The following is a 16131-nucleotide window of genomic DNA, read 5'->3' as shown; positions in this document are numbered from 1 at the left end:
ATTTTCATGGCAATTTTACATATAACGTTTAGCTTATCTACACAGGGTTCGATAAAACACGCGATACGACAGCATCATTTACAACGAGATGAGTCAGTGCTTAGTGTCAATGAGATTTTCTCGATTGGTCCACTAAGCAGCCCAGAAGAACGAAAAAACTGGCTAGAAGCGCATATCTTTAGGGACAATGAAGAACGTGAATTGTACGAGGATCTTCAACAAGCATGGAAGAAAAAAATTGCAGGTTTACCGTGCGATGTTGATGTCTGGGTTTGGTACAGCCAAAGTACTCATGAAGAGATTGGGTTACGTTTTGTCATGAGCGAGTTGATTAATAAATGTAGTATGGTATATGGGATTGATGCTACAGAGGGCTTGAAACGTGTACAGCCAAATATGATGATTCGTCAATCAGGTGAACTTGCGTCAGACTTGCTAATGAAGCTCCGTTCTGAGGCTAAGCGGTTTTCTATTGATGAGTGTCAGGAACTTGCAAAGGAATGGGAAGAGCTAAAACAAAACCCTAGTACACTACGAATTTGGCAAGATGGAATTGTACATGTAGCGGAAGACGCATTGGATACTATCATTATGGAAAGTGCGGAAAGAGCACATGCCGAACTAAATGAAGAATGGCTTATACCGATGCGTATCATCGGTGAAACAATTGGTGCAATTGATGACTATATAAGTGAAGAATTTGTGGAAAAACGCTTGATGACCCTTGCAAAGCAGGGACTTTTTGAGATCGCTGGAAATACAACAGATATGTATTCGTATCAAGTGAAATATGTAGGAAAGTAATAATAAAATGCTTTGCAGTAACCACCTTTCGTATGAAGAAGGTGGTTTTTTGATGTTGAAGAAAATTGTCTTGTAGTGAACCTCAAAATGAGAAATTACTCATTAAAAATTTATTGAACTCTTAAAACATTCACCTAAACGTTTCATAACGACCTGTCAGAATAGGGACTGTAAGAAAACTTTACAATAATTTTTAGGAGGAACTCAAAATGATAAAGAAATTAATGATCCCAGTTTTAGCAGCAACATTTATTGGAGGCGCGTTTGCAGGTAATTTTGTTATCACTTCTGCATTTGCTAGCAGCGATAAAGTGGAGACAAGTCAGGTAGAAACTGAAAAGGATGACGATAACATTGCTGAACTGCAAGCAAAAGCAAAATTATCAATAGAAAAAGCTCAAGAGATTGCTCTTGATAATGTTACAGGAACAGTGCAAAAATCTGAATTAGAAGATGAAGACGGTGTTGTGGTCTACGGTTTTGAAATTAAAACTTCATCTGGCGATGTGAAAGATGTAAAAATCGATGCTGCTTCAGGTAAAGTAGTGAAAGTGGAAGCGGAAAATGAAGATGATGGAGCAGAAGAAAACGATTAATTGTATCAATGAAATGGGATGGGTGAAGACCCTTCCTTTTTTCTATTGCATTTTTTTAGTAAGCAGTTGCAATAAAATCTCTTTAAAATGGAGATTATAGGATGAAAAATATATAAACTTCTTATCTTTATTATGCAATGAGTGAGTTCACAAATCTTCGGGAATTGTTAGTTTTTCTATAATCCGGTAACATGTAAATAGTATAAATCCTAGGAGGGCTCATATTTGAAGAAAGTATTAATCATAGAGGACGAGGAAAGAATTACGGAATTTTTAGAATTAGAACTTACACACGAAGGCTTCGATGTGACGGTTATCCACGATGGGCGTGAAGGGCTGGAAACAGCACTGAATCAACATTTCGACCTTATTCTCTTAGATTTAATGCTACCTCATTTAAATGGTACTGAAATTTGTAGAAGAATTCGACTTGTGAAAGAAACGCCAATAATTATGCTTACTGCTAGAGATAGCATTATGGATCGTGTGATGGGTTTGGATGTAGGAGCTGACGATTATATGTCTAAGCCTTTCTCAATTGAAGAACTGTTAGCAAGAATGCGCGTGATTTTTCGTCGAAATGAACGATTTGAAAAAAATGTTATCAAGCATTTGAAATTTAAAGAAATACAAGTTGATACAATGTCTCGAACGGTTATGAAAGAGAGTGAAGAAATACCTTTGACAAAAAGAGAATATGAACTGCTCTTAATATTTTTACAAAATGTAAATCACGTACTTTCTCGGGAATTAATATTGGAAAAAATCTGGGGATATGAGACGGAAGTGGAAACGAATGTTGTAGATGTCTATGTTAGATATTTGCGCAATAAACTTCAAAATAATGAAGATCATTATATTCATTCGGTTCGTGGCGTCGGGTATGTAATGAAATGATGAAATCGTTGAAGCTAAAAACAAAAGTTGTTTTATGGACAACGGTAATGATGATTGGCTTATTCGTTTCTTATAATATATTGCAATATTTTGTGATGACTAGTTGGATGATTCATTATGAAGAACAGTCGGTTGAAAATAAGATGTTATCTATACAAAATCTTTATGGTAACCAAAAGCTTTCTAGCCAGTTTATTAAAGAAAATAAATCGTTCATTCATTCTATTAATGAAAAATCAGAGACCATTCGTATATTGGATGAAAATGGTGAAAGTATTATCGCTGTTAGTGAAGAAGAATTATTGCAAGTACCTTCTCACTCAGTTCAAAACGGACAATTTGAATTAATTAAAACAGGTGACGACCGACTGTTAGTGTATCGAGAGCCATTAAATGGTACAAATTTCGAAGTTGAAATTATTCGTAATATGGAGATCTTCGATAATTTATTAGCACAATTTGGGCTAGTTATGTTTTTGTCAGGGGTTGGTGCAGTCTTTTTAAGTTTAGTAGGTGCGCTATTCATTTCTAAACAAATCGTTAGGCCGATACAGGATATTTCCCAAACGCTTACTAGAATTAAAAAGTTTGGTTTAAAAGAAAGGGTGCAAGTACAGCCTGCGCAAGATGAAATTGCAGAATTAGCAAATCACTTTAATGAACTGATGGATCAATTAGAAACTTCATTTAATCAACAAAAACAGTTCGTGGAAGATGCTTCACATGAATTAAGAACGCCGATTTCGGTGTTGAATGGAAACTTAATGATGTTAAATCGTTGGGGAAAAAATGATCCTGAAGTATTAGATAAATCATTGAATTCATCTTTAAAAGAAGTAAATCGAATGGAAAAACTGGTAAAGGATTTATTAGAATTATCTAGACTAGATTCAGAAAAAATCAAGAATGTCTCAATTATATTGGAGAATCCTCAATATATTATTGAAAAAGTTATCAATGATTTTCAAATTACCCATCCAGATTTCTTTTTTTCGCTTCAAATAACTAAAGGTGAAGCATTAACAATAACAGAAGGGCATCTTGAACAAATACTTACAATATTAATCGATAACGCTATTAAGTATTCAAATGATGAAAAAAAAGTAATCATCTATTATCATCAGCATGAATTGACTGTGCAAGATTTTGGAATCGGTATTCCTGAAGAAGATATACCTTTTGTTACAAATCGTTTTTATCGAGTGGAAAAATCACGTAATCGAAAAAAGGGGGGATATGGAATTGGGTTATCCATTGCACAAAAATTGATGGACAACTATCATGGCAAATTATCTATTGAAAGTCAATTAGATGAGGGAACATCTGTTACATTGACTTTTCCAAAATCCATTTGAACATATCAATTTCGCCTTGGCGTAATTGTGTCCGGATTTTGAAATGTGCCCGTACAATTCATTCCTTTGAAAATCCGTGACATCCGCCGGAGGCTTTAGCCCAACGTGATGTTGGTCACTCAGTCGTTGCCACAGGACGTGGCGTTCTTAGACTGAGTTCCCCTATTTCAGTAGGTGTTTGGACACCCCCTGAAAAGTAACCACATCCGCATTCATCACGCCACATTAAGAGGTGGGAGTCTTCTGTACCTGACGCTCCGCTTTCGGTACATAAAACATTTGTACCTGACGCTCCGCTTTCGCTACAAAAACAATTTGCTGAATGAAGATAAAGAAAAGCGAGTAACAATGGTGAAATTATTACTCGCTTTTGTGTTTTAGCTCGTGTATTAATGAATGAAAGTGACTTCCCATTACTTTTCTTCGTAATAATCGAATACAAATTGTTGAAATTGCCGTGCTGAAGGTGGAAGATATCGATTTTCAATCCAAGCCATACCTATTATCCGTTCACAAACCATATCCTCTACACGAATTTTAGCTAATTTATTTGGATTCAAGTCTTCGTCAACAGGCAGTAACGACACGCCGAGGCCAGCACCTACAAAACCAGCTACGGTTGATACCTCATCACCTTCAAAAGTAATCTTCGGTTTGATACCTGCAGCATTTAATAATTTATCAGCTGTACGGCGCAATGCGTAACCCTTTTTCATCAGTACAAAATTCTCATGTTCAAGTTCTTTCATTTTAATGCTTGTCCGGTTAGCGAAGGGATGGTCAATCGGCACCATAATATAAAGCTCATCACGCCACAGCTCCTTCCAGCAAACAGGGGGCTCCGTGTCGATCGATGCAAGTAAACAAAGGTCTAACTCTCCCGCGAGTAATTGCTTCAATTGGGAATGTGAGTAATTTTGTGTAAAGTGAAAGCGTATATGCGGATGGTTCTGACGGAAAGCGCGGATCAGGTCAGGTACGATGCTAGTCCCAAGTGTATGTAAAAAGCCGAGTGATACATCTCCTAGCTCTGGATTATTGAGCTCCTGTAATTCTAGAACTGCTTTTTCATATTCCTTACGCATGCGTTGGACACGATACAAAAAAAGCTCGCCATATCGGTTGAGCATAATCGAACGTCCTTGTCGGTCGAACAAGGGTACTCCTAATTCCTCTTCAAGCTTTGAAATCGAACGACTTAATGCTGGTTGAGAAATTGCTAATGCTTCAGCTGCACGAGTCATATGCTCAAGCTTTGCTACTGCTACAAAATATTCTAATTGCTGCCACTCCATTTTTTCACCTCAATTCCCGTTATTTTGAGTTAACTGCATTATAACGGTAAAAGAGTAGGAAGTATAGGCACATCAAATGAAACTTTAATCAGTGGGGATTTTCCCGCTGATTATTAGTCTTCATCAATCGGATATTACGGGCAGTTCATCTCTTTACTTCGCTGAATTTTAGGTAGTACTCTTGTACCTGTCACTTCACTTTCCATACAGATAAATTACTGACTGTTAATGCGGGATGAAAAAATTTTTGAAAAATGAAAGCACGTAAAATGAGGAATGCAAAATAAAAGTAGCAGAAAGTGTGATATAACAGCCATTAACCTCACATCATTAATGCACAAAAGACATTAATATGATAAAAACTATAAATTGTACATTATGAATAAAGGGTGTTAAGATAGACACATAAATTACACAATTACAAGTTTCCGTGAAGGGGATATTATAAAATGAATTTATCAAAGCCACAACCTCTAACAATTGAGGGAGGCAAAAAAGCCGTACTATTACTGCATGGATTCACAGGTAGCACAAAAGATGTGAAAAAGCTAGGTGAATTTTTATCAAAACGTGGTTATACAGTTCATGCACCGATTTATAGTGGGCATGGTGTAGAACCAGAAGCATTACTTGAAACAAGACCAGAAGACTGGTGGAACGATGTTGTGGAAGGTTATAACTTCCTAAAAAGTAATGGTCATGAAGAAATCGCGGTAGTAGGAATTTCACTTGGCGGCGTATTTTCGTTAAAAGTAGCAGAGACGTTTCCTGTGAAAGCATGTGTTGCCATGTGTGCACCAATCACACGCGATAACTCAAAAGGCTTATTTACACGTTTATATCATTACGCTCGTTTATATAAACATTTTGAAAATAAATCAAAAGATCAAATTATTTCAGAATTACATGAATTACGTATTACACCTAAGGATTCATTAGATGGTGTGACACGTTTAACAACAGAAACACGTGATGACTTATCTACAATCAAAGCACCTACATTAGTATTACAAGGTTCATTAGATGATGAGCTTTATCAAGAAAGTGCGCCATTCATTTTAAATACTGTGGAAACTGATGATAAAGAGATTATTTGGTATGAAAATTCTGGCCATATTATTACATTAGATAAAGAGCGCGATAAAGTGTATGAGGACGTATTTAAGTTTTTAGATCATGTAGAGTGGTCTGTCGCAAACTAAGGAGCTGTCAACAGACAGCTCTTTTAGTTTTGTCTACTTAAAGCTAAGAACTGTACAATTAACGATTATAAAAGAAAAAACTATTGTTTTTAAAATAAATGCCTGATACCATAGTGGAATTGTAGAAAGAAATCACTTCGATTTAAATTATCGCAATAGATTAATTTCGCCTGTACCTGGCGCTACGCTTTCGGTACAAAAGACATTTGTAACTGACGTTTCACTTTCGCTACCAAAACACTTGTAGCTGACTTTGCTTTCTCTACAGAAAATAATTGCAGAAAGAAGTTAAATACATCTAAGGAGTACATCAAAATGCAACAGAAAATACCTTTTTCAACATATGCAGTCATTGGTACAATGCTTTTCGGACTGTATTTTGGAGCAGGGAATCTTATTTTTCCAATACAGCTTGGACAATTAGCAGGGACCAACTTTTGGTTTGGCCTAATTGGATTTTTAGTAACAGCTATCGGTTTACCGTTTCTAGGTATTTTAGCTATTGGTTTATCAGGTAGTAACGGTTTGCGTGACTTAGCGAGCCGTGTTCACCCATTATTCGGTGTCATCTTTTCATTAGCCCTCTATTTAACGATCGGTCCTTTTTTTGCGATTCCACGTACAGCGACAGTTCCGTTTGTTGTTGGCTTTGAACCTTATATACAAGCCGAGCATACAACACTTTTACTTGCTTTATTTAGCTTCGTATTTTTTGCCATCGTTTTTTATTTCTCATTGAATCCAGCGAAAATTATGGATTATATCGGAAAATATTTAACACCAGCATTTTTGATTGTGTTATTTATTTTAATTATTATTAGTATTGTAAAACCGATGGGGCATTTCCAACAGCCAATGGGAGATTATATTGATTCAGCATTTATGACAGGCTTTAAAGAAGGCTATAACACAATGGATGCATTAGCCTCATTAGCTTTTGGTATTGTCGTTATTAACGCAATTAAAAGCGCAGGAATATCAGATAGAAAGGAAATTGCTAAAGCGACGTGGAAATCTGGTATTTTTGCCATGGCATTAATGACGTTAATATACGGTTTAATAACGTATATGGGTGCATCGAGTATTGATGCTGTTGGTACATTTGATAACGGTGGCTTAATATTTGCTGCAGTGGCAGATCACTATTTTGGATCATACGGGGCTATTTTATTGGCAGTTATTATTGTCCTTGCTTGTTTAAAGACAAGTATTGGCTTAATCACATCTTGTAGTGAGTTTTTCCACGAAGTATTCCCGAAAATAAGCTATAAATGGTTTGTTTTCTTATTGTGCGTTGTGTCATTTACAATTGCCAACTTCGGATTAACGAATATTATTAAGTTTGCCATTCCAGTGCTAATGTTCTTATATCCGTTAGCAATTGTCTTAATTGTCCTTGCATTATGTTCATCACTATTTAAAAATAAGCAAACGGTCTATGCGATTGCAATGATCTTTACAATTTTTATTAGTATCATTGATGGTTATAAAGCGTTAGTGGGCAGCATTCCTGCAGCAAAATTAAGTATTTTTGATGCGATTGAAAAAGCTTATTCTAACTTTTTACCTTTTTACGACATGGGCTTAGGATGGATATTACCAGCGTTAATTGGTGCTTTAATAGGATGCTTATTCCCAGCAAGAAAAGCGTAAAAAATTAAAAATACCACAATCATTGGCTTGTGGTATTTTTGTTTTGAGATTTATTCACGTACTGACATAAAAACATATAATAGAAAGGCTGCAAATCCCATGTTATAGCAGTATGATCGGAGCCGCTCTATTTTGTGCATTCAGAAAGTTTGGTCATTGCTCGTATTCAACTTCGTATTCATAAAAAACACTCACAGTGTGCAATGGGCTCTGTGAGTGTTTTTTCCCTTAAATCAAAGTGTTTAACGATCCGCTAAAACATTATACTGGAATACTAGAAATACAAAGGAACTTTACAATAGAATCTGTTTTATTTATCCAATTATGAGGGGTGGTTGAATCAAGGAAAATACAATCATAAGGATTCAAATCATGCTCCTCGGTGTCGATGACAATAGTCAGCGTCCCTTCTAGAACGTAAAGAAATTCTTGCCCCGAGTGTGAATAAGAATCCTCTCGATTTGCACCTGGATTCAGCAATACTAAAATCGGATTAAAGAGTGGATTTTCAATGTTTCTTGCTAAATCTTTATAATAAAATTGGTTATGCATGGTGTTTGTCTTATTAATATTTCTCATAACTGTTGATGGTGCTGTCTGCTCATCGGATTCTGAAAAAAAGTAGCTTGGATTGACACCGAGTGCTTCAGAAATTTTTTTCAATGATTCGAGCGTTATGGATGATTTTGATCGTTCGACCTGAGATAAAAAGCTAATTGAAAGATTCGTTTGATCAGCAATTTGTTTCAATGTTAACTTTCGCTCTTTTCGTAAACTCTTCATTTTTGTTCCAATTAAATCATTCACTTTCCTCAACTCCTGTTACTGATATGTAAATAAAATTAGTTAAAATCTGTTGCCATAGATGTATGTTAATGATTTGTCCTTAATTTTTTTCAGAACAGCTAATTACTTTGTGATTCATAGTAACGAAGTTTGGTGTAAATCCCAAATATAAGGAGCTGCTGCGTGGATAAGGATAACATAAAAGCTCTAGATTACAAAAAATCGACTTGTATAAGTATAGTAAATTGTACCGTAATGACAAAATGAAAAGTGTCAATAAATGTTGAAGTACCACTTTAATAGTTCGGAAAAGAAAACTTTAAAATATTCAGAAAATTACATTTACAACGGAAATTTAATGTGTTATTATCATGGGTAATTGAAGTGGTACTTCAATTATGACTTTTTAAAATCAAATAATCTATCACAAATAAAGGAGAATGAAAATGAATTTTCATGGTATTTTGGTTCCGTTAGTAACCCCGTTTAAAGGTGATAAAAGCCTAGATGTAGATACTTTAAAGAAATTGACTAACACATTTATTGACAAAGGTGTTACTGGTTTAGTGGTGTGTGGGACAACAGGCGAATACTACGCCTTGAACGAAGCAGAACGTGAAATCGTTTTAAAAACAGTGGTAGAAGTTGCTAAAGGTCGCTTAACTTTAATTGCAGGTATCAATGATTTATCAACTGAAGGTGCGGTTAACCGTGCCAAACAGGCTAAAGATTTGGGTTATGAAGGCTTAATGTTATCACCCACACCTTATAGCCTGCCAGATCAAACTGGTTTGATTGCCCATTATGAAACTGTGGCAGCTGCAACGGATTTGCCTATTATCATGTACAACTTTCCAGCTCGCATCGGTATTGAAATTGAATACGATACAGTCGTGTATTTGGCTAAAAACCAGAATATTGTTGCTATTAAAGAAAGTAGTGGTGACTTTAGCCGCGCATTACGTTTGCTACAAACGCCATTTGAGAATTTTGAAGTGATTTGTGGCTGTGATGATCAACCTGTAGACTTTTTCTTCTGGGGTGCGAAAAGCTGGATTGCAGGTGCAGGTAATGTGTTCCCAGAAGAACAGGTAGCTATGTTCAATGCTGCGCAAGCTGGTGACTGGAATAAGGCTCGGCAAATCATGAGGGCTATCTACCCAGCAATTCACTCTATGGAGTCCGGTAACTATAACCAAAAAGCTAAATTAGGCTGCCTGAAAGGTGAAATCAATGTTGGTTCGGTACGCCTACCTTTATCTGATTTATCAGAAGAGGAAAAAGCAGAATTTTTGGCTTTTTTTAATAAATAAATCGGGAGGAGAGACAGATGATCGTATCAAAAGAACAAGTCTTTGCCCTTGCTAATGAAGGAAAGCTATGGGCAGGCAACTTAATTGATGGTTTTACGAGTGCAGCCAGCAAATTAGAAAACCGCACCCCTATCGACAACAGCATAATTGGCTATATTGCCGATGGAGATGCACGGGATGTAGATGCTGCTGTTAAAGTAGCCAGAGACACATTTGAAGCAGGTACTTGGAGTCAATTATCCCCAAGTGAGCGAAAAAAAGTAATGATTCGCTGGGCAAAATTATTAGAAGAACACAGTGAAGAATTGGCTGCTTTGGATTGTGTGGATGCAGGTAAACCTATTACCGAATGTTTAAATACCGACATGCCTGCGACCATTGATACATTTTATTGGTATGCAGAAGCCATTGATAAACTCTTTGGTAAAGTCGCACCTACGGGTAAAGATGCTTTAGGTTTGATTGTCACTGAACCCATTGGCGTGGTTGGAGCGGTATTACCTTGGAACTTCCCTGCGCAAATGTTTGCCTGGAAAGTCGCTCCTGCTTTAGCCGCAGGTAATTCTGTAATCGTAAAGCCAGCTGAATTAACTTCACTTAGCACTTTCCGTATGATTGAACTTGCTTATGAAGCAGGTGTGCCTAAAGGCGCTTTAAGCTTAGTATGTGGTTTGGGAGAAAAAGTAGGTGAACCCTTGGGGAGGCATATGGATGTGGACGTTGTCTCGTTCACGGGTTCTACCGAAGTGGGTAGGTATTTCTTAAAGTACTCAGCAGAAAGTAATCTTAAAGAAATTGTTTTAGAGTGCGGTGGCAAAAGCCCACAAGTGGTGTTTGAAGATGCTGATTTGGATACGGCTGTTCCACATATTTTATCAGCTGCCTTTTGGAACATGAGTGAAAACTGTAGCTGCGGTTCTAGATTAATCGTACATGAATCTATTAAAGAGGAATTATTAGAAAAACTAAAGTGCGGTTTAACAAGCTGGAAAGTTGGTAATCCGATGGATGAGTCGGTTGCTATTGGCCCCATGGTTGAAGAAGCACATTTTAATAAAGTGAAATCATTCTTGGACATTACTCCTCGAGAAGGTGGTCGCTTAGTTACTGGAGGCAACATTCACAGGAATTTGGGTAGCGGCTGGTATATAGAACCAACTATTTTTGATAATGTAACCGCTAACATGACCTTGTTTCAAAATGAAGTATTTGGTCCGATTTTAGCTGTTAGTACGTTCGAAACGGAAGAAGAAGCCATTGCACTTGCCAATAACACCTCTTATGGTTTGGCTGCTTCTTTTTATAGCCAAAACGTACAACGAACGATTCGCGTGGCACGTGCCATTAAAGCAGGAACCGTTTCTGTCAATGGCTTTAGCGAGGGCGATATTACCACACCATTTGGAGGCTTTAAGCAATCTGGTTTTGGCGGCAAAGACAATGGTTTAGAAGCATTTGAACAATATGTGCAGACAAAAGTAATTTGGTACGTTCATTCATAATAATTTGAATCGGATTCTTTGGGGGAGTATATATGGGGAAAACGGATAATAAACAGCTAAAAAAAGTTGTTGCTGCATCGATGATTGGATCTGTAGCTGAATGGTATGAATTTTTCTTATATGGTACCGCTTCTGCTCTCGTTTTCGGAGAATTGTTTTTCCAAAAAACAGGGAACGCCATTGACGGAATCCTAGCTGCATTTGCTCTCTATGCAGTAGGCTTTCTAGCTAGACCTATCGGCGGACTTGTTTTTGGTCATTATGGTGATAAAATTGGGCGTAAAAATTTATTACAAATTAGTTTGGTTATCGTTGGAATTACGACATTCCTAATGGGATGTATTCCAACATTCAACAGTATTGGCTATTGGGCTCCTATCTTACTCGTAACTTTACGTTTAATTCAAGGATTTGCTTTCGGCGGAGAGTGGGGAGGAGCAGTTATTTTAGTATCTGAGCACAGCCCTGACGATCGACGTGGTTATTGGGCAAGCTGGCCACAGGCGGGTGTGCCATTGGGTAATTTAATTGCTACAATTGTCCTTTTACTTTTATCTAAAAACTTAAGCCCTGAGCAATTTATGGACTGGGGTTGGCGTGTAGCATTTTGGTTCTCTGCAGTTGTCGTATTAATTGGCCTTTGGATTCGTAAAAGTGTAGATGATGCTCCTGTTTTCAAAGAAGCACAAGAAAAACAAGCGCAATTAGAAAAACAACAATTAGGTATTATAGAAGTCATTAAACACCATAAAAAAGAGATTATTGCTGGTATTGGAGCTCGTTTTGCAGAAAATATCTTATATTATATGGTTGTCACTTTCTCAATTAGTTATTTAAAACTTGTCGTCAATAAAGATACTTCACAAATTTTATTATTAATGTTTGGTGCCCATGCTATTCACTTTTTCTTCATACCATTAATGGGACACTTAAGTGATGTTTGGGGGAGGAAGTCAATCTATATTACAGGAGCCGTTTTAACTGCATTTTGGGGATTTATTGGGTTTCCAATGATGGATACAGGAAATGATTGGATTATAATGTCTGCCATTACGATTGGTTTATTCATACAATCAATGACATATTCACCATACTCCGCATTAATGACAGAGTTATTTCCAACTCATATCAGATATACAGCTTTGTCTTTATGTTATCAAGTAGCACCGATTTTAGCGGGCTCATTGGCTCCATTAATTTCATTAAGTCTTCTAAATAAATTTAATAGTTCCATCCCAATATCAATCTATTTGGTCATAGCAAGTATCATTTCTATTTCATGTATCATGCTAGTAAAAGAAACAAAAGGGAAGTCACTCACTTTTAAGAAAGCACAGTAAATATTTTCGTTTGCCATAGATAATCTATTAAGTAAGTCTAAAGTCAATTAGCAATAAAATAGCTTTATACTGTAAATTTACAATAAAATATGGTGAAAATGGTCTCTTGAGATTGCATGCTTCTAAGAGATCATTTTTTATTATGCAAGTGTCCTCCTAACCATTGATATGAATCAACTTTACAGATAAAATACAAAATGAGTTCGATACAATACCGAACTCATTTTAAACATGCTACCAAATGAAATAACCACAGATGTGCATAGAGAAACTTAGTAAGCTGTCCAACCACCATCAACAGCAATTACTTGTCCGTTAACAAAACTTGCTTCATCTGAGCCAAGGAATATAGCGAGCTGAGCAATTTCTTCAGGTTGTCCTGCACGTGGGTTAATAGCTAAACCAAGTGCTTGGCGAGCTGCACCTGTTTGACTCACATTTGTCATGGAAGAAGCAATGTTTGTGATAACTGCACCTGGTGCGATACCATTACAGCGAATATTTTTATCTGCATACATAAATGCTGTGTTTTTAGTGAGACCAACAACAGCATGCTTAGAAGCAGTGTAGGCAGCCCCAGCACGAGCGCCATATAGGCCACCAGCAGATATGTTGTTAACAAAGACACCATGTCCTTGAGCAAGGAAAATCTCTGTTGCCATACGCATCGAACGCATTACGGCAGTTGTATTTACTGCGAATACTTTGTCCCATCGTTCATCAGAAACTTCACCGACTGGCTCCATGCCATCCATAATACCAGCATTATTCACTAAAACATCTAATTTGCCATAAGCATTTTTTGTTTCATCAAATAAGCGCTGTAAGTCTTCTGTTGATGCAACATTTGTTTGAATAGCGATCGCTGAGCCACCAGCTGCTTCGATACCTTCAACAACAGCTTGTGCACCTTCTAAATTTAAGTCAGAAACTACGACCTTTGCTCCTTCTTTTGCATAGCCTTCTGCAATTGCTTTACCCATACCAGACGCTGCACCTGTTACGATGGCTACTTTACCTTCTAATCTCATCACAAAAACCTCCTAATAATTTATGTTTATTCACCAGAGTTTGTCCCAGTGATTTCGAGGATATAATATGTTAAATATTGAACATGTGTTCATTAAAATAATATAATAATTTTGTAAGCGATTTCAATGCGCAAAATACTAAGAACTGTTCAGTAATCAACACATTTAGAAAAATCTGTTTAGTAAGGGGGGAAAAATTTGAGCGCTAACGATTTAAGAGTTGTCAAAACGAAACAAGCATTACATAATGCTTTACTAACTTTATTAAGCGAGAAACCTTTAGAAAACATTACAATCGCAGAAATTTGTCGGGTGGCAAAGGTGAATAGAGGTACCTTCTACTTGCACTATGAGCAAAAGGAAGGGCTATTTGAGGAATACTTTCAGGAAATTATGGAGGATTTAAATAATTCCTATGAGGAACCGTACCGTGCAGTAACAACATTGGATAAAAACCAAATAGATCCAAATACTATTCGTATTTTTCATCATATTGAGCGCTTTAAAATGTTCTATCGTATTGTTTTTTCTAAAAATGTGCCACTGACATACTATTACATGTTATTTGATGGAATTTTCGCTCTGCTAAAAAGAGATATCACACTTCATAATAAAGTACATGATGAGATATCCATTGAGTATTATAGTGCTTATCAAGCAAACGCAATCATTGGCCTAATCATTCAATGGTATCGTCAAGATTTTGTGGATAGCGTAAGTACCTTGAATAAACAACTTGCGGCTATTTTGCGAATTGGTGAATAGTATTAAAGGACTCCTCGGCAAAGCGAGGGGGTGATTTCCGTTCCGACTGGACGCTTTGTTGCTGACGCTTCGCTGCAGGGTCTCATCTGTGACGCTAATCCCAAAGGCGTCGAATGATATAACCGAAAGTTAGTAATAGCGTCAGGACAAATGTTTACTATGCAACAATATAAGAGGAGGAGGTGGCTCGACTCTCACCCACGGGAAAGCGATAGCCTAGAACGGAAATCACCTTTATTTAAAGTGCCGCATCTTAGCGAAGGTATCTTCACTGTTTTATGATTTTACTACAAAAGCGATGTACCAACTCATCATTAGTACATCGCTTTTTTTGACAATATTATTGAGCCGTGGCAGGGGAAATTTGCTCGCTTTCACTCTTTACTTTTGATTTTTTTAAAGCAACGACCGTCGCAGAAATGCCCAGTGTTACAGCTATGATAATTCCTAACGAGCTACAATCACTCATTAAATTATCAGTGCTTCCACCAAAAATAATGATGAAATAGCCGTCAGCTCCATAAGTAGCTGGGAGAAGTGACGCTAGTTTATTGTAAAAATCAGATAGCATCGCTTGTGGAACAAGAGCACCTGAAGTAACAAGCTGCATAGAAAGAGCGCAAATATTAAAAATCATACCCAAGTTACCAAAAATGATGATAAAGGCTTGTGCTAGGGAGAGGAAAGCCCAGAACATTAATGCTTGAAAAAGGTATACTGTTAAAAAATTTACTTGACTTGAAATATTAAATAGATGCATTAAGCCAATCGTTAATAGCGGAAGGGCAAAGGCGACACCAATATTAATAAGCTGTCTTGCTAGGAACAATCGCCACTTCGAAATTGTATCTTGCACAAGTTGTGCAGCCTGCTGATGCTGCATAATCATTACCATTGCACCAACGAATGACGAAATAATAACCATCAATGGCACAAAATTCGCAGCAAACTCTTCAACATTATTTGTTTTAATAATAGTAGAATCTATCGCATGATCCTTTACACTCATAATTGTTGTAGCAACGGCTTCGTTAATTTGTTGTGCAGTATTTGGCTCCATTGGAAGCTGTGAGAACTTTTGAGAAAATGCCTCAATGGTTTTGCCTTGCTGTAAAGGATAAATATTATGGTTAATTTCCTCTGTTGCTTGTTTTGCTACTCCATCCATCATATTTTTTGCGATGCTTGCATTTGCTTGATTGATAGAGTAAATAATTTCAGCCTCTTTACCTGCTTGTAATTGACTCGTAAAGTTGCTTGGAATATGAATAATCATATGGATATTACGTTGATTTAATTCTTGCTCAGCTCTGTCTAGAGAGGAGTAATTTTCTATTGTAAAAGGTAGTTTTCCTTTTAGTTCATTTGCTACTTGTTGCCCCATCTCAGTATCTTCGCTAATTAGTCCGATCTTTAAATTTTCTGTTCTGTCATTTACACCATCATAGGCAGTCATCCATACGGAAAAGAAAATCACCTGGAATGCAATTGTAATGACAATGCCAATATAAGTTTCTCGAATTTTAAATAAAGCTTGTAACCCTTTCATAAAAGACCTCCTATAAAGTAAGTACTTACTTGCATTGTAAGGA

At 36.8% G+C, this 16131-nt stretch carries 14 protein-coding genes; 10 read left to right on the top strand and 4 right to left on the bottom strand.

The genetic code is table 11. The features are described from left to right. Positions 1 to 6: 6 nt before the first annotated feature. The 4 genes from ACMZ42_RS00760 to ACMZ42_RS00745 all read left to right on the top strand — a co-directional run bounded on the left by ACMZ42_RS00760 (position 7) and on the right by ACMZ42_RS00745 (position 3652). The gene (locus ACMZ42_RS00760) at positions 7 to 804 is read left to right on the top strand and encodes a DUF3658 domain-containing protein (RefSeq protein WP_415730228.1); all 798 of its coding nucleotides are present in this window, start codon (positions 7 to 9) and stop codon (positions 802 to 804) included. A gap of 209 nt (positions 805 to 1013) precedes the next feature. Continuing rightward, positions 1014 to 1400, top strand: a complete 387-nt coding sequence (locus ACMZ42_RS00755) for a PepSY domain-containing protein (protein WP_415730227.1) — start codon at positions 1014 to 1016, stop codon at positions 1398 to 1400. Between the two features lie 225 nt (positions 1401 to 1625). After that, entirely contained in the window at positions 1626 to 2297 is a 672-nt protein-coding gene (locus tag ACMZ42_RS00750) for a response regulator transcription factor (protein ID WP_415730226.1), read from the top strand. After that, positions 2294 to 3652, top strand: a complete 1359-nt coding sequence (locus ACMZ42_RS00745; RefSeq protein ID WP_415730225.1) for a sensor histidine kinase — start codon at positions 2294 to 2296, stop codon at positions 3650 to 3652. Before ACMZ42_RS00750 ends, ACMZ42_RS00745 begins: the two co-directional genes overlap by 4 nt. A gap of 413 nt (positions 3653 to 4065) precedes the next feature. Here the strand turns inward: ACMZ42_RS00745 and ACMZ42_RS00740 are convergent, their stop codons facing one another. Continuing rightward, positions 4066 to 4947: a LysR family transcriptional regulator gene (locus ACMZ42_RS00740; protein WP_415730224.1), complete on the bottom strand. Its 882-nt coding sequence runs from the start codon at positions 4945 to 4947 to the stop codon at positions 4066 to 4068. Between the two features lie 449 nt (positions 4948 to 5396). On the opposite strand from ACMZ42_RS00740, the gene ACMZ42_RS00735 reads away from it, so the two are divergent. Continuing rightward, positions 5397 to 6149 (top strand): alpha/beta hydrolase, encoded by a 753-nt coding sequence (locus ACMZ42_RS00735; protein ID WP_370077479.1) that lies wholly within the window; start codon positions 5397 to 5399, stop codon positions 6147 to 6149. A gap of 315 nt (positions 6150 to 6464) precedes the next feature. Continuing rightward, the gene (brnQ, locus tag ACMZ42_RS00730; protein ID WP_415730223.1) at positions 6465 to 7802 is read left to right on the top strand and encodes a branched-chain amino acid transport system II carrier protein; all 1338 of its coding nucleotides are present in this window, start codon (positions 6465 to 6467) and stop codon (positions 7800 to 7802) included. Positions 7803 to 8063: 261 nt separating this feature from the next. On the opposite strand, the gene ACMZ42_RS00725 is transcribed toward brnQ, so the two are convergent. Further along, positions 8064 to 8609 (bottom strand): helix-turn-helix domain-containing protein, encoded by a 546-nt coding sequence (locus tag ACMZ42_RS00725; protein WP_415730222.1) that lies wholly within the window; start codon positions 8607 to 8609, stop codon positions 8064 to 8066. Between the two features lie 425 nt (positions 8610 to 9034). On the opposite strand from ACMZ42_RS00725, the gene dapA reads away from it, so the two are divergent. Genes dapA through abaF form a run of 3 tightly spaced genes read left to right on the top strand, consistent with a single transcriptional unit; the run spans position 9035 to position 12743 of the window. Then, on the top strand, positions 9035 to 9901 hold the full coding sequence (gene dapA / locus ACMZ42_RS00720) for a 4-hydroxy-tetrahydrodipicolinate synthase (protein ID WP_415730221.1): 867 nt from the start codon (positions 9035 to 9037) through the stop codon (positions 9899 to 9901). 17 nt (positions 9902 to 9918) lie between these two features. Beyond that, positions 9919 to 11403, top strand: coding sequence for an aldehyde dehydrogenase (locus tag ACMZ42_RS00715; RefSeq protein ID WP_415730220.1), 1485 nt, complete (start codon positions 9919 to 9921; stop codon positions 11401 to 11403). Positions 11404 to 11435: 32 nt separating this feature from the next. Next, positions 11436 to 12743 carry a fosfomycin efflux MFS transporter AbaF gene (gene abaF / locus ACMZ42_RS00710; protein ID WP_415730219.1) on the top strand — a complete coding sequence of 436 codons (1308 nt, stop codon included), beginning with the start codon at positions 11436 to 11438 and terminating at the stop codon, positions 12741 to 12743. A 272-nt stretch (positions 12744 to 13015) separates the two neighbouring features. Here abaF and ACMZ42_RS00705 read toward each other — a convergent pair whose 3' ends face one another. Continuing rightward, positions 13016 to 13774, bottom strand: coding sequence for an SDR family oxidoreductase (locus ACMZ42_RS00705; protein ID WP_415730218.1), 759 nt, complete (start codon positions 13772 to 13774; stop codon positions 13016 to 13018). 198 nt (positions 13775 to 13972) lie between these two features. Between ACMZ42_RS00705 and ACMZ42_RS00700 the strand changes: the two genes are divergently transcribed. Continuing rightward, entirely contained in the window at positions 13973 to 14539 is a 567-nt protein-coding gene (locus ACMZ42_RS00700; RefSeq protein WP_415730217.1) for a TetR/AcrR family transcriptional regulator, read from the top strand. A gap of 340 nt (positions 14540 to 14879) precedes the next feature. Here ACMZ42_RS00700 and ACMZ42_RS00695 read toward each other — a convergent pair whose 3' ends face one another. Next, entirely contained in the window at positions 14880 to 16088 is a 1209-nt protein-coding gene (locus tag ACMZ42_RS00695; RefSeq protein WP_415730216.1) for a YhgE/Pip domain-containing protein, read from the bottom strand. Positions 16089 to 16131 lie beyond the last annotated feature (43 nt).

Origin of the sequence: Lysinibacillus sp. NPDC056185 (assembly GCF_047737915.1) — a bacterium.
Lineage (GTDB): Bacteria > Bacillota > Bacilli > Bacillales_A > Planococcaceae > Lysinibacillus.
This window is presented reverse-complemented; position numbering and strand designations above follow the sequence as displayed.

What these genes read in the sequence shown, in the direction of transcription:
- ACMZ42_RS00760 (WP_415730228.1), top strand. Translation starts at nt 7, where the DNA reads ATGGCAATTTTACATATAACGTTTAGCTTATCTACACAGGGTTCGATA.
- ACMZ42_RS00755 (WP_415730227.1), top strand. Translation starts at nt 1,014, where the DNA reads ATGATAAAGAAATTAATGATCCCAGTTTTAGCAGCAACATTTATTGGA.
- ACMZ42_RS00745 (WP_415730225.1), top strand. Translation starts at nt 2,294, where the DNA reads ATGATGAAATCGTTGAAGCTAAAAACAAAAGTTGTTTTATGGACAACG.
- ACMZ42_RS00740 (WP_415730224.1), bottom strand. Translation starts at nt 4,947, where the DNA reads ATGGAGTGGCAGCAATTAGAATATTTTGTAGCAGTAGCAAAGCTTGAG.
- ACMZ42_RS00735 (WP_370077479.1), top strand. Translation starts at nt 5,397, where the DNA reads ATGAATTTATCAAAGCCACAACCTCTAACAATTGAGGGAGGCAAAAAA.
- brnQ (WP_415730223.1), top strand. Translation starts at nt 6,465, where the DNA reads ATGCAACAGAAAATACCTTTTTCAACATATGCAGTCATTGGTACAATG.
- dapA (WP_415730221.1), top strand. Translation starts at nt 9,035, where the DNA reads ATGAATTTTCATGGTATTTTGGTTCCGTTAGTAACCCCGTTTAAAGGT.
- ACMZ42_RS00715 (WP_415730220.1), top strand. Translation starts at nt 9,919, where the DNA reads ATGATCGTATCAAAAGAACAAGTCTTTGCCCTTGCTAATGAAGGAAAG.
- abaF (WP_415730219.1), top strand. Translation starts at nt 11,436, where the DNA reads ATGGGGAAAACGGATAATAAACAGCTAAAAAAAGTTGTTGCTGCATCG.
- ACMZ42_RS00705 (WP_415730218.1), bottom strand. Translation starts at nt 13,774, where the DNA reads ATGAGATTAGAAGGTAAAGTAGCCATCGTAACAGGTGCAGCGTCTGGT.
- ACMZ42_RS00695 (WP_415730216.1), bottom strand. Translation starts at nt 16,088, where the DNA reads ATGAAAGGGTTACAAGCTTTATTTAAAATTCGAGAAACTTATATTGGC.